We start from the raw sequence: 13694 nt of genomic DNA on the forward strand, positions 1-13694 counted from the left end.
GCGCTGCCTGATTACCGCCCGGGCCGGCCGGTCTTGCCGGGCCGCCGCTTCTTGCGCGCATCGCCTGCATCTTCGTAAGACCCGACGCCCGAACGTTCACGCCGTACGATCTCGTGGTCGTTCCTGTTCGTGCCGGTAAAAGCGGGCTTTTGCGGCACTGAACCGACGACTGGCTTTTCCGTTCGACCGACCGTCATCTCGTCGAGCGTATTCTTGCGGAAGACGCCGAGCGGGCGCGTCGTGTCGCCGCCCATCTCGTCGAGATGCGGCTTGCGGAACAGCTGTGAGTCCTGGTCCTGATCGTCGGTGACGACGCGGTGCATCGCCCGCCCGGCATTGTGCCGTCCCTTGGTGCGTCCCGTGGCCGGACTTTCCAGTTCCACCTCGCGCGCCATCGGGTCGTCCGCGATCGCAAGTTCCGTCTCGCGCAGGCGCTTGATCTCGTCGCGCAGCCGTGCCGCCACTTCGAAGTCGAGGTCGTCGGCCGCTTCGCGCATCTGCCGTTCGAGATGCTCGAGATGCGACTTCAGATTGTTGCCGATCATGGCGCCGGACTCGGCAAAGCCGGAAATGTCAGCCCGTACGTGGTCACGTTCGTAAACACTGTTGAGAATATCGGCGATGTTTTTCTTGACGCTGGCGGGCGTGATGCCGTGCTCGGCGTTATAGGCCTCCTGCTTCTCGCGGCGGCGGTTGGTTTCCGCCATCGCCCGCTCCATGGAGCCTGTCACGTGGTCCGCATAGAGGATGACCTTGCCGTCGACATTGCGGGCGGCACGGCCGATCGTCTGGATCAGCGAGGTTTCGGAGCGCAGGAACCCTTCCTTATCGGCATCGAGAATGGCGACGAAACCGCACTCGGGAATGTCGAGACCCTCACGCAGAAGGTTGATGCCGACGAGAACGTCGAAGGCGCCGAGCCGCAGGTCACGCAGGATTTCAATGCGTTCGAGCGTGTCGATATCCGAGTGCATGTAGCGCACCCGCACACCCTGCTCATGCAGATATTCGGTCAAATCCTCGGCCATGCGCTTGGTGAGAACCGTAACGAGGGTGCGGTAACCCTTGGCGGTCGTCTCGCGAATTTCGCCGAGCACATCATCGACCTGGCTCTTCGCCGGGCGCACCTCGACAGGCGGATCGATCAGGCCGGTTGGCCGGATGACCTGTTCGGCAAAGACGCCGCCGGACTCTTCCATCTCCCAGTTGCTCGGTGTGGCCGAGACCGCAACGGTCTGCGGGCGCATGGCGTCCCACTCCTCGAAGCGCAGCGGACGGTTGTCCATGCACGAGGGGAGGCGGAAGCCATATTCGGCGAGGGTCGCCTTGCGGCGGAAGTCGCCCTTGTACATGGCGCCGATCTGCGGAACCGTAACGTGGCTCTCGTCGATGAACACCAGCGCATTGTCGGGAATATACTCGAACAGCGTCGGCGGCGGTTCGCCGGGCTTGCGGCCGGTCAGATAGCGCGAATAGTTCTCGATGCCGGCGCAAGAGCCAGTGGCCTCCAGCATTTCCAGATCGAAGGTGCAGCGCTGTTCGAGGCGCTGCGCTTCGAGCAGGCGTCCAGCGGCGTTGAGTTCCACAAGCCGATGCTTGAGCTCTTCCTTGATCGACCGGATCGCCTGGTTCAGCGTAGGGCGCGGCGTCACATAGTGCGAGTTGGCGTAGATCTTTACCGAACGCAAATCGCCCGTCTTCTGCCCGGTCAGCGGATCAAATTCGGTAATTGCCTCGATCTCGTCGCCGAACATGGAAATGCGCCAGGCGCGATCCTCAAGGTGGGCCGGGAAGAGTTCGATCGTGTCGCCGCGCACGCGGAACGAGCCACGCGTGAAGTCCATGTCGCGTCGCTTGTATTGCTGCGCCACGAGATCGGCGAGCAGGGCGCGCTGGTCGAGGCGGTCGCCGATCTTCATCTCGAAGGTCATCGCCGTATAGGTTTCGACCGAGCCGATACCGTAGATGCAGGAGACGGAAGCGACGATGATGACGTCGTCACGCTCGAGCAGCGAACGGGTTGCCGAGTGGCGCATCCGGTCGATCTGCTCGTTGATCGAGGATTCCTTCTCGATATAGGTGTCCGAGCGTGGAACGTAGGCTTCCGGCTGGTAGTAATCGTAATATGAAACGAAATACTCTACCGCATTGTTTGGAAAAAAGGATTTGAACTCGCCGTAAAGCTGCGCGGCCAATGTCTTGTTTGGCGCGAGAATGAGCGCCGGACGCTGGGTCTGCTCAATCACCTTGGCCATGGTGAAGGTCTTGCCGGAACCCGTAACGCCGAGCAGGACCTGGGTGCGGTCATCATCCTTGATGCCGGAGACAAGATCCTGGATTGCCGTCGGCTGGTCGCCGGATGGCTGGAAACCGGTCTCCATGCTGATCTGGATGCCGCCCTCGGATTTCTCCGGGCGGGCCGGTCGGTGCGGCTGCCATGCGGCTCCGTTCTTGAAGAGCGGATTGCCACTCTCGATGAGCGCCGCCAGCGCTGCGACCGTTGCCGTGGCTCCGCCCGGTGCGATACTTCCAGCATCTTCGAGCCCGATATCGAGGCCTGCAACGGGATTGAGACCGGCGGCCGCGCGCGTTTTCGGGTCGGTCGATCCGCCAATCGATGTCCCGCGCGATGTCCGCGACGCGCTGGATTGCGTCTTGGCGCCCTGCTTTGCCTTGTCCTTCGCTGGCTTGGCTTTGGCCGAAGCTTCGGTGATCTGGTTCGCCCAATCGCTGATCGAGCCGGAAAGCGGCGTGCCTTCCAGCTCGGGTTGGGGCGCTTCGCCGAAACCTGTTACATTGTACTTGTCAGGAGATTTAGCCATTCGTCGAATATGGTAAGAGTCAGGCAAAATGGAAAGAGCGGCCCGGCAAAAACTGACAGGCTCCTGACAACAGGTTGTCAGGAGGGCGGCCAAGTCAGGCCGGTTGCTGGAATTCAGCCGTAACGGATTTTCAGGCCGAGAATGGCGAGAATGAGCAGGAAAGTGACGCCGTTGGCCATAATCACCGGCCATGAGCCGATCATCATGCCGTAGATCAGCCACAGGAAAACGCCGAGCATCAGCGAAGCGTTGGAAACAAGGGAAATGCTGGCCGTTTCGCGGTGCCGCATGATCTTGATGATCTGCGGGATCCAGCACAGCGTGGTGATCACGGCAGCAAGGCTACCGACAAGTTCGATATGGAGCGGCACGGATCGGGTCTTTCGAAGAAAAATGCGATTAATATATGAGCTGATTTTTCCTTGAAATACAGCGGAATAATGGCATCAAGCTTTACATGCGACAATTATTTTCGTGGAACGCGGGAAGGCAGCTTTGACGGCTATGGCTGAGCGCGCCGAGGCGGGATCGCGACCGGCCTTAGAGCCCAGATCGATAGGTCCATCAGGTCATACGATCAGCGGATCGCGTCCCATGCCGAGATGCAGATCATGGCCGTCATAGGCGTGCGCGGCGGCGACGTCCTCGTTAAGTTCGACGCCGAGGCCGGGTTCCGAAGACGGAATGACGTAGCCATCCTCCCATTTGATCGGCTTTTTCAGGATATCGGCGTGGAACCCTCCGAAGCCCTGGATACATTCAAGGATCAGGAAGTTCGGGCTGCAGGTGGAGATCTGGATGTTGGCGGCTCCGACGAGGGGGCCGCAATAAAGGTGTGGTGCGATCTGCGCATGGAATGTCTCCGCCATGCCTGCGATCTTCTTGGCTTCGAGAATGCCGCCGACGCGGCCGAGATTCATCTGCAGTATATTTGCGGCACGATTGACAAGAAGGCGCTGGAATTCGTACTTCGTCGTCAGGCGTTCGCCCGCCGCCACCGGGATCGAGGTGTGCTGCTGCACATACCCCATGTTCTCCGGCATATCAGGTGGTACCGGTTCCTCCAGCCATAGCGGATCATAGGGTTCGAGCCGCCTGGCCAGCCGCACCGCGCTGGTCTGCGTCATCTGGCCATGGGTGCCGAACAGAAGGTCGGCCTTGCTGCCGACGGCTTCACGCACGAGGCGAACGAATTTCTCGCCGAGATCGAGTTGTTCCAGCGAAAGCTGGCGCGGATCGAACGAGGTATAGGGGGCAACGGGGTCGAACTTCACCGCGGTATAGCCTTCCGCCACATATTCGGCGGCCCGCTCCGCTGACGCTTCCGCGTTCCAGTAGATGGCGGAAGTCTCGCCGAGTTCGGGCTTGGGATAGATGTAAGTATAGCTGCGCAGCCGCTCGTGCACCTTGCCGCCAAGCAGTTCATAGACCGGCTTGTCGGCTTCCTTGCCGATGATGTCCCAGCAGGCCATCTCCAGCGCCGAGACGGCTCCCATGACCGTCACGTCAGGACGTTGGGTGAAGCCGCTCGAATAGGCGCGGCGGAAAAATCGTTCGATGTGGTGCGGGTCTTCGCCTATGAGCCAGCGCTCGGCGACGTCCTCGATGACCTTGCGCATAATCTGCGGACTGACCGTGGAATTATAGGCCTCGCCATAGCCGACAACGCCCGAGTCGGTCGTCAACTTGACGAAGAGGAACCATGTGCCGCCGAACGAGGGCGGCGGATTGCCGACCACGAAGGTCCTGACATCGGTTATTTTCATGTTCTCCTCCGGTACGTTCGCTGTATTGCCAGACTAAGCCAGCGGCGATACGAAACCGATACCGGTCAACGACCCGCAATGTCGGGTTTCTGACAGTTGCGGGCGAAGGCCCCTTTTCAATCTTGCGGCCGCACCCCATCATGGCGGCAACGCAATTCATTGACGGAGACGGCAATTGACCGAAGAGATGAAGCCTATCGGCGAACTCACCCTGCGCACGCTGGCGATGCCGGCGGACGCCAACGCGGCCGGGGACATTTTCGGTGGCTGGGTCATGGCGCAGATGGATTTGTCCTGCGGCATTCGGGCCGCGGAACGGGCGCGGGGACGCGTGGTGACGGCTGCCGTCAAGGAAATGGCCTTCGCAAAACCGGTCAAGATCGGCGATACGCTGTGCATCTACACCCATATCGCCCATGTCGGGCGCACCTCGATCACGCTGAAGGTCGAGGCCTGGGCGCAACGTTACCTGTCCGATCTGATGGAACTCGTCACCCACGCCGACTTCATCATGGTTGCGCTGGACAAGGACGGCAAGCCCACCCCGGTTCCGAAGGAAATCTGACCGATCAGCTCTGGCTGCCGATCATGTAGCGATCCCAAAATCCAGCTGCCGATTCGATTTGCTCGACAACGTCGATCCAGAGGCCCGATGGATCATGAAAGCCGAAGCGGCGCTGGCCAAACGGCTCGTCGGTCAGCGGGTATTCGATCTTGAGGCCGGTGGATGCGATCTTGTCGAAGGCTTCCCCTGCATCCTCCACCTGGAGTTCGAAACACATGCCGGCTCCGCTGAACTTTTCCGGGCCGGGCGGGGCGGACGGGTGGTCCGGCGTCATGAAAGCGATACTGGCCGATTGATCTTCGGCCATGAGGTAAGAGAACCAGGTGCTGTCGAATGCGCTGACAAAGCCAAGATGCTCGATCCAGAAGTCGCGGCAGGCCTCCTTGCGGTCTGTGACGATGATTGGATAGCGGTCAACGAAGCGCATGGGTTCCTCCCGGAGTTGTTTGATCATCTAAAAGTGGGAAAGCGGCGCGCGAGCGCAACCCCAAATTGTCAGGAGTGTGAAGCGCGCATTCAGGTTCTGGCTGCGGCAAAAACCATTTCATTTTTGGCTGGAACCGCTTCATCTTACGGGCAGGCCAATGATTTGGGAGATGGGCGTGGCATTCTTTGGGGCAATTCGGGACTATTCCCGTCAGCGGGATGCTGCTGATAGTGCGAAGGTCGATTTTGTCGAACTCTTCTTCGACCTCGTCTTTGTATTCGCCATTACGCAGATATCGCATTTCCTCCTGCATGATCTGAGCCTCAAGGGCCTTGCCGAAAGCGCGCTGCTGCTCACCGCCGTGTGGTGGGTATGGGTCTATACGATGTGGGTGACCAACTGGCTTGACCCCGCGACCGCGCCAGTCCGCACGATGCTGTTCGCGCTGATGCTCGCCGGGCTTGTGCTCTCCACCTCGATCCCCGCCGCCTTTGCCGGGCGCGGCATCGTCTTTGCGCTCGCCTATGTCTCGATGCAACTTGGACGCACGCTGTTCATGCTGTGGGCCGTGCGGCATCACGACGACGCCAACTTCCGCAACTTCCAGCGCATTGCCGTGTGGCTCAGTATTTCGGCGATCTTCTGGCTGGCCGGTGGCCTGGCCATGCAGGAATATCGTCTACCGCTGTGGGCAGCGGCGCTGGCAATTGAGATCCTTGGGCCGGCCGTGGGATTTTGGGCGCCCCGGCTTGGCGCCTCAATCACCACGGACTGGAATGTCAGCGGCGACCATATGGCCGAAAGGGCTGCCCTTTTCATCATCATTGCACTCGGCGAATCCATCCTCGTATCCGGCGCCACCTTTTCGGAGCAAGAATGGAGCCTGGTTTCGCTGGCGGCGTTCTTGACGACTTTCGTCGCGTCCGTTGCCATGTATCTCATCTATTTCAATCTCGGCCAGTCGGCGGCGCATCATAAGATTGCAGAGACCGACGATCCGGGGAGAATCGCCCGCATCGCCTATACCTATGTCCACGTCTTGCTGGTCGCTGGCATCATCGTCGTCGCCGTGTCGGACGAGTTGGTACTGGATCATCCGCTCGGCCATGCGGAAGCTGCCATGATCTGGACGTCGGTCGGCGGCACGGCGCTTTATCTTGTCGGCAATCTTCTCTTCAAGCGCTACGTCAATGGCCGGGTGCCGCTATCCCATCTCGTGGGGCTCGTGCTGTGTGCCGGATTGGCGGTCATTTGCCCGGCACTTTCACCGCTGGCGATCGGCGCCGCGACCAGCGCCATCCTAATCGTCGTCACGGTCTGGGAATATCGGAGCTACAAGCAGCGGCAGTTAAATCCGCACTGATCAGCGGCAGGCGCGGTGGCCGCTGCGCCGCTGCATCAGGTCGAAATGGAAATGCGTGCTGTGAAAACGGTCGTAGCCGGGTCCGAGCACCGTGGTGAAATAGTCGCAAGCATCCGAACGAACGGTGTTGAGAAGACCACGCTGGCGGAACGAGAAGAGCCCCCGCCTTTCGACCTCGATTTCGCGGCCGTTGTTGAGCGTGATTTTCGCAATGTCGAGCGCATTGCCCCTGGCGTGCTCGGACATGGGCCGGCCGCGCTGGCTGCTCATGGTGCGGCAGGAATAGCTCGACGCCTGGTGTATGGTGTTGATGCCCGAAAGGTAGCGAAGCCGCGTCGAGGGCGAGAGGTCGCCCTTGACCCAGCGAGCGAATGCAAGCGTCATCTGGCAATTCAGGGTAGCCGTCGGCTTTAACTTTATATTGCCGCTGGCAAAGCCGCTGACCGCGAGCGGATGGTCGATGCGACAAGCGCCGCCATCGTTGATTGGCGGCTTTTCCTGAAACACCACGCCAAGCTTCTTGAGTTCGGTGCGGCAGGCCATCTCGCCGCCGGACATGCCGAGAACGCTTTCGCCGCGCGCGATAGGATCGTGTATCGCATTGGGATAGCTGTAATTTTTCAGATACCCATAGCTCTTGTCATCGTCCGATGGGGGTTCCATTTCCGGCAGGGAATAGGGCTTGGTCTCGCCAAGCCGCGGAATTTCCGGCGCTGCTTCGGGCGGCTGCAAGGTCGGCGTCGCCGGCTCCATCGGTTCGCTTGCCGCCTGGCTGGTGTCGGGCACAGAAATGACGTCGGGGGGTGGCCCGGCCATTTGGTCCATCCCGGAGCTCGGCAGCGTTTGCGTTTCGACAGCGACCTGATTTTCCTCGCTGGCAAGCGACCTACTGGCAATGGCGGTATCCGAACCGCTGCCGACGTCGGCCATGGGACGGCGCACCTCGTCCATGCCACAGCCACTGAGGGTCGTCGACACAGACAGGAGCAGTATCGTGGATAAGCGCTTCAAGCGCACAGCGGACGACAACGCACAACTCATGTCACCACATCCCATTGCCTGAATCGAGGCGCAGCAACGGGTGAAAGTAGAGGCAAATCGTAAAGGAAAGGTCAGCGGCTTCTTAACATTTGGGATCGAAACTTGCCGGGCCCGCAAATGGCTTGATTTTGCTGCAATTGCCGGTGCATTTAGCCTGCCGTAGCCAACGCCCTAGCTTCCTGAAAGAGCGATCATGCCGAATTTTCTATCGCCATCCATTGCGCCCATTTTCCTGCTTATTGCTTCCAATGTTTTCATGACCTTCGCCTGGTACGGTCACCTCAAGTTTCCGTCAGCGCCATTGGCGAAGGTGGTTTTCATCAGCTGGGGCATTGCGCTGATGGAATATTGGCTGGCCATTCCCGCCAATCGCATCGGCCACACGGTCTATTCGACCGCTGAACTGAAGACGATGCAGGAGGTCATCACGCTCGTCGTCTTCAGCCTGTTTTCGGTGTTTTATCTCAAGGAATCATTCACCTGGCAGCACGTGGCCGGATTTGCCCTGATTGCCGGCGGTGCGACCTTGATTTTCAAGGCGTGACTTGTTGCGCAGCATCGGGATGAGTTCGACAGCGATCATTGCCGAAAAAATGAGGGCGCACCCGACAAGGCCCTGAAGCGTCAGGCGCTCGCCGAGCAGAATCATGCCGAAGATCGCGGCGAAAAGGGCTTCGGACGAAAGCATGATGGCGGCCTGCGGCGCCGTTGTGAAACGCTGGCCGACGGCCTGCAGGGTGAAGCCAACGCCCGACGACAGGACACCCGCAAAAATGAGTTCCGGACCGGCCGCGAGGATCGAAAACAGTTCGGTCCGCTCGCTTGTCATCGAGACCAGCAGGCCGAGGATGCCGCAAACCAGATACTGCACGAGGCACAGCATGATCGGGCGCCCGCTCTGAACGCCGATGCGATTGATGAAGATGATCTGCAGTGCCCAGAAAACCGCACATCCCACGATAAGCCAGTCTCCAACGGTCAGACCATCGAGCCGGCCCCCGGAAAGAAGGTAGATTCCGGCAAGCGCTGTCATGGCGCAGGGCCAGACGACCGGATGCGGCCATTGCCAAAACAGGAATACGCCGAGGATCGGCACCATGACGACGTAAAGCCCGGTCAGGAACCCGGCATTGGTGACCGACGATGTGAGCATGCCAACCTGCTGCAGGGCTGCGCCGGAAAAGAGCAGGAGGCCGATGAAGACAAAGCCGAGATAATCGCGCTGCTTCAGTACCTGGCGCGCGTTTTTTGCCTCGCGAATCGCGAGAGGCAGGACGGTCAGCGCCGCAAGAAAAAAGCGGATGGCGACAAACATGAACGGCTTGACGCTGGCCATGGCCGTCGACTGGGCAACGAAGCCGAAGCCCCAGATCGCTCCGGCAAGAAGCAGCAGAATATTGGCGCGGCCATGCGTCATGACGATCCCACAAGTTGGTGCGGTTACATCAGGTTCCGCAGCCGCAATTGCTCTAACTGCTGCAACCGCCGACTGCAAGACGCTTAGCTCGCTCGCGCGCGTGTCAATCGAACGATCCTGCCATCAGCATCGTCGGTTAGAAGATAGACCGAGCCATCCGGCGCGACGCGGACGTCGCGGATACGGCCGAACGCGTCCTTGAGCATGCGCTCCTCGGTTCCGATCGTGCCTTTTCCATCGCGTTCAAGCCGCACCAGCGTTGCAAACTTCAGCGATCCGACAAGGAGATCGCCCTTCCATTCAGGAAACATCTCGCCTTCATAGACGGCCAGCCCCGACGGCGCAATCGACGGATCCCAATAGTAGATCGGCTGCTCGTAACCCTCAGCCTTCGTGCCCTTGCCGATCTTGGCGCCGGAATAATCCTTGCCGTAGGAGATGACCGGCCAGCCATAATTCTTGCCTGCCTGGGGTTGGTTGATCTCATCACCCCCCTTTGCGCCATGCTCCACTGTCAGGAGCGTCTGCGTGACTGGATCCCAGGTCGCCCCTTGCGGATTGCGATGGCCCTTCGACCAGATTTCCGGCAGCCCGTTCTTGCCATCGGCGAAAGGATTGTCCGCCGGCGTGGTACCGTCGGCATTGATGCGAAGCACGGAACCTGCTTCATCCTTGAAATCCTGGGCGCGGTTGCGGTCGCCGCGCTCGCCCATCGTGACGAACAGCTTGCCATCGGGCGTAATGACGATGCGCGAGCCGAAGTGCTGGCCCTTGCTGGTCTTCTTGCGCATCGAGGTGAGGACGGTGACGTCCTCGAGGGTTCCGCCCTGTCCACTGCGCACGAGTCTGGCGCTTGCAATCGCAGTGCCCGCGCCGTCCTTGCCAGGTTCTGAGAAGGTGAAAAAGATGCGCCCGCTTTGCGCAAAATCCGGCGCCATCACGACATCGAGCAGGCCGCCCTGGCCCATCGCGGCGACCTTCGGCACCCCTTTCAGCGGTTCCGATACATTGCCATCCTTGACGATACGTATATTCCCGGCGCGCTCCGTTACGAGAAGGGCGCCATCCGGAAGGAAGGCGAGGCTCCAGGGGTGGTCGAGGTTGCTCGCGACCGTCTCGGAGGCAACGGGCGCTTTCTCGGTGTCGAAGGTCTCGGCCTGTGCCATCTGGGCGCCACAACAAATGGCGCTTGCCAGCAAAATGGCTATTCTCCGTCGCATCGATGAGGGTCCTTTCATCGTGGGCGTTGTCGGGCGTGGCGAGTCAGTTTGGGAAACTGAGAACACATTTCGACGGTTCGGTCGCCTCACAGTGATGTGAGTCCCTCGTGATTCGATAATGCATCCCCCCCAAATCCATTTGCCGGCACTATTTCCACTTTCTTCGTGAAATTGCCTGAAACGATGCTATATTGAGTCAGGAATGATTGAACGGTTCCGAAGCTTTGAGCTCCGGCGACCGTTTTCTTTTTGTGCCGCGCGGCTCTGTTTTGGCCCGTTTTGGCACTACAACGAAAGGAGAGGACATGGAAAAGGTCCCGATGACTCAGGCAGGATTTGACAAGCTCAAGGAAGAGCTGCGCTGGCGCCAGCAAGAAGAACGGCCGCGCATCATCCAGGCGATTGCGGAGGCGCGCGCTCATGGCGACCTTTCGGAAAACGCCGAGTATCACGCTGCCAAGGAAGCGCAGAGCCACAACGAAGGTCGCGTTGGCGAACTTGAGGACTATACGGCGCGCGCCGAGATCATCGACATTACCAAGCTTTCCGGCGACAAGATCAAGTTCGGCGCGACGATCCGTCTTGTCGACGAGGACACCGAGGAAGAGCGGACGTATCAGATCGTCGGCGACCAGGAAGCCGATCCCAAGGCGGGCCGGATTTCCGTTTCCTCGCCAATCGCCCGCGCCCTGATCGGCAAGAGCGAAGGCGACACGATCGAAGTCAATGCGCCGGGCGGCGCACGGTCCTACGAGATCCTCGGCTTCAGATTCGTTTAAGCGGTGTCGTTCGATACCGTGTCAAACGTCGAGGTGATCGCGCCGAACTTCAAGCGCACGCTTTCTGGCGTCACCTCGACCATCATCCAGCTTATTCCACTGCAACGCGCGAACGGCCTCAAGATAGCAACCTTGGGGCCGGGCCTGCCGGACGATTTGCCGAAGCTCAGGTGGTTGGGGCTACCCGGCCTATGGCTCGAGCCCCGGACCCGTCCATTCCGCATCTGGCACGCCCGGCGCAACACGGAGATGGTCGCAGGTATTTTCATGCGTTCGGTCTTGCGCATGCGGCTGAAGCTGCTTTTTACCTCGGCGGCGCAGCGTGACCACAGGTCCTTCACAAAGTGGCTTATCCGGCGAATGAACGCCGTCATCGCGACGAGCGGGAAATCTGGCAGCTTCCTTGAGGTGCCGCACACGGTGATCATGCACGGTGTCGACACGGAGCGGTTTCACCCGCCATTGGGTGAGGAGGACAGCTTTGCGGCCTCTGGCCTGGCGGGGAAATATCTCATCGGCTGTTCGGGCCGGATTCGGCATTCAAAAGGAACCGATCTCTTCGTCGACGCAATGATCAGCCTTTTGCCGCACCATCCTGAATGGACGGCAATCATGACCGGCCGCACGACCGTTGAAAACAAGGGTTTCGAGCAGGAACTGCGGCAGAAGATCGCCGCCGCCGGGCTTGATGACCGTATTCTTTTCCTCGGCGAAGTGCCGGACGTGCGCATCTGGTATCGCCGCATGACGCTTTACGTTGCCCCGTCCCGCAAGGAAGGCTTCGGCCTGACGCCGCTCGAAGCCATGGCGTCGCAGACGGCGGTTGTCGCGAGCGATGCGGGCGCCTATGCCGAGATGATTACGCCCGAAACAGGATCGGTGGTTCCTGCGGGTGACGGCAAGGCCCTGGAAGCCGCGATCGCGCCTTATCTCGCCGATCCCTCTCAGTGCAACGATATGGGCAAGGCCGGCCTTGCGCATGTCCGGGAGAATTTTCCGCTGGAAAAGGAAGCCGGAAAGATACTCGACGTCTACGAGGCCATGTTTGCGGGCAGGCTGCGGTGAAGACTGCGGCGCTGATCATCCATCTAAAGCGCGCCACAAAGCGCGGCGAACACGTCGAGAAGCTGATCAAACGCCTGCCGATCGAGGCCGAAATCCTTGATGCCATTGACGCCATGAACATGACGCCGGGCGAAATCGATGCGGTCTATGCCCGGTCATTGCACAAGCCGTACTACCCGTTCGAGCTGCGTCCTTCGGAAATCGCCTGCTTCCAGTCGCACCGCAAGGCCTGGGCGACGATCGTCGAGCGCGATCTCGATGCGGGGCTTGTCATCGAGGACGATGTCGATATCGACGACAGTGCATTTCGCCAGCAACTGGCACTGGCGCTCGAGGCAATTCAGCCCGGTGACTATATCCGCTTTCCGCGCTGGGCGCGGGGCGAACATGGGGCCGGTATTGCGCGCCAGGGCACCTGTTCGATCATGCAGCCGCGCTTGCCCGGCCTTGGCATGCAGATGCAACTTGTCGGCCGCGAGGCGGCCGCAGAACTGCTGAAGGCGACGGCGCGGTTCGATCGTCCGGTCGACACGACGATACAGATGCGCTGGCTGCATACCGCGCGCATTCTTTCCGCGCGGCCGATCACCATTCGCGAGATCGATTTCGATCTTGGGGGTACGATCGTTCAGGGCAAGAACAAGAGTTTCGGCGCCCGCTTGAAACGGGAAATTCTAAGACCGTATTACCGGGTCGCCTTGAACCTCTACAGCCGCACGCGACGGGCCTAGAGCACCATCAAAGGTTCGTTCTTTACCGAGCGGATGGTCAGCGATGTGCGCACCGAATCGACGTTCGGCGTCGAGGTGAGTTCCTCGATGACGAAGTTCTGGAAGGTGGAAAGATCGCTCGCAACGCAGTGAAGCAGGAAGTCCGATTCACCCGAAACCATCCAGGCACGGCGCACGAGCGTCCAGTTCTGGGTCTTCTCGGCAAAGCTCTTCAGATCGGCATCGGACTGGCGGTGCAGGCGGATCATGCAGAACGCGACGATGTCCTGGCCAAGAACCGCGCCGTTCAGGATCGCGCGATAGCCCTGAATGACGCCGCTTTCCTCAAGTTTGCGCACGCGGCGCAGGCAAGGCGGCGCCGAGATACCGACGCGTTCGGCGAGCTCCACATTGGTGATGCGGCCATTGTCCTGCAATTGTTTCAGGATCTTCCAGTCGATCGCGTCGAGTTCCGCCTTCAGAGGCATGGGTGCCTTTATCCTGTTTCACACGGTAAGT

Annotated in this window: 14 protein-coding genes; 6 read left to right on the forward strand and 8 right to left on the reverse strand. The window is 60.0% G+C overall.

What is annotated here, in order from left to right; genetic code table 11:
* Positions 1–11 precede the first annotated feature (11 nt).
* From uvrB to GF108_RS13945, 3 genes are all read right to left on the reverse strand, one after another.
* Positions 12–2822: an excinuclease ABC subunit UvrB gene (gene uvrB / locus GF108_RS13935; protein ID WP_153668455.1), complete on the reverse strand. Its 2811-nt coding sequence runs from the start codon at positions 2820–2822 to the stop codon at positions 12–14.
* A gap of 113 nt (positions 2823–2935) precedes the next feature.
* Positions 2936–3193 (reverse strand): SemiSWEET family sugar transporter, encoded by a 258-nt coding sequence (locus tag GF108_RS13940; protein ID WP_027233399.1) that lies wholly within the window; start codon positions 3191–3193, stop codon positions 2936–2938.
* Between the two features lie 198 nt (positions 3194–3391).
* The gene (locus tag GF108_RS13945) at positions 3392–4588 is read right to left on the reverse strand and encodes a mandelate racemase/muconate lactonizing enzyme family protein (protein WP_153668456.1); all 1197 of its coding nucleotides are present in this window, start codon (positions 4586–4588) and stop codon (positions 3392–3394) included.
* A gap of 187 nt (positions 4589–4775) precedes the next feature.
* Between GF108_RS13945 and GF108_RS13950 the strand changes: the two genes are divergently transcribed.
* A complete protein-coding gene (locus GF108_RS13950; protein WP_036815387.1) occupies positions 4776–5153 on the forward strand; it encodes an acyl-CoA thioesterase in 378 nt (125 codons plus the stop codon).
* Between the two features lie 4 nt (positions 5154–5157).
* On the opposite strand, the gene GF108_RS13955 is transcribed toward GF108_RS13950, so the two are convergent.
* Entirely contained in the window at positions 5158–5580 is a 423-nt protein-coding gene (locus tag GF108_RS13955) for a VOC family protein (protein WP_153668457.1), read from the reverse strand.
* Positions 5581–5755: 175 nt separating this feature from the next.
* Between GF108_RS13955 and GF108_RS13960 the strand changes: the two genes are divergently transcribed.
* A complete protein-coding gene (locus GF108_RS13960) occupies positions 5756–6943 on the forward strand; it encodes a low temperature requirement protein A (protein WP_370462167.1) in 1188 nt (395 codons plus the stop codon).
* Here GF108_RS13960 and GF108_RS22720 read toward each other — a convergent pair whose 3' ends face one another.
* Positions 6944–7984 carry an extensin family protein gene (locus GF108_RS22720; protein WP_153668458.1) on the reverse strand — a complete coding sequence of 347 codons (1041 nt, stop codon included), beginning with the start codon at positions 7982–7984 and terminating at the stop codon, positions 6944–6946.
* Between the two features lie 193 nt (positions 7985–8177).
* On the opposite strand from GF108_RS22720, the gene GF108_RS13970 reads away from it, so the two are divergent.
* Entirely contained in the window at positions 8178–8528 is a 351-nt protein-coding gene (locus tag GF108_RS13970) for a DMT family protein (RefSeq protein ID WP_027233393.1), read from the forward strand.
* Here the strand turns inward: GF108_RS13970 and GF108_RS13975 are convergent.
* Positions 8457–9401: a DMT family transporter gene (locus tag GF108_RS13975; protein ID WP_153668459.1), complete on the reverse strand. Its 945-nt coding sequence runs from the start codon at positions 9399–9401 to the stop codon at positions 8457–8459. The two genes, GF108_RS13970 and GF108_RS13975, sit on opposite strands and share 72 nt — an antisense overlap.
* 83 nt (positions 9402–9484) lie before the next feature.
* The gene (locus GF108_RS13980) at positions 9485–10567 is read right to left on the reverse strand and encodes a PQQ-dependent sugar dehydrogenase (protein ID WP_370462168.1); all 1083 of its coding nucleotides are present in this window, start codon (positions 10565–10567) and stop codon (positions 9485–9487) included.
* 359 nt (positions 10568–10926) lie between these two features.
* Between GF108_RS13980 and greA the strand changes: the two genes are divergently transcribed.
* From greA to GF108_RS13995, 3 genes are read left to right on the forward strand one after another with little or no spacing between them, the layout of a single operon-like run.
* Complete coding sequence (gene greA, locus GF108_RS13985) at positions 10927–11400, forward strand: transcription elongation factor GreA (RefSeq protein WP_091923800.1); 474 nt, start codon at positions 10927–10929, stop codon at positions 11398–11400.
* Positions 11401–11418: 18 nt separating this feature from the next.
* Positions 11419–12465, forward strand: coding sequence for a glycosyltransferase family 4 protein (locus GF108_RS13990; RefSeq protein ID WP_370462169.1), 1047 nt, complete (start codon positions 11419–11421; stop codon positions 12463–12465).
* Positions 12462–13196 (forward strand): glycosyltransferase family 25 protein, encoded by a 735-nt coding sequence (locus GF108_RS13995; RefSeq protein ID WP_370462170.1) that lies wholly within the window; start codon positions 12462–12464, stop codon positions 13194–13196. Before GF108_RS13990 ends, GF108_RS13995 begins: the two co-directional genes overlap by 4 nt.
* Here GF108_RS13995 and GF108_RS14000 read toward each other — a convergent pair.
* Positions 13193–13663 (reverse strand): Lrp/AsnC family transcriptional regulator, encoded by a 471-nt coding sequence (locus GF108_RS14000; RefSeq protein WP_027233388.1) that lies wholly within the window; start codon positions 13661–13663, stop codon positions 13193–13195. The two genes, GF108_RS13995 and GF108_RS14000, sit on opposite strands and share 4 nt — an antisense overlap.
* Between the last annotated feature and the right edge of the window lie 31 nt (positions 13664–13694).

The organism is Phyllobacterium sp. SYP-B3895 (assembly GCF_009647635.1).
Lineage (GTDB): Bacteria > Pseudomonadota > Alphaproteobacteria > Rhizobiales > Rhizobiaceae > Phyllobacterium > Phyllobacterium pellucidum.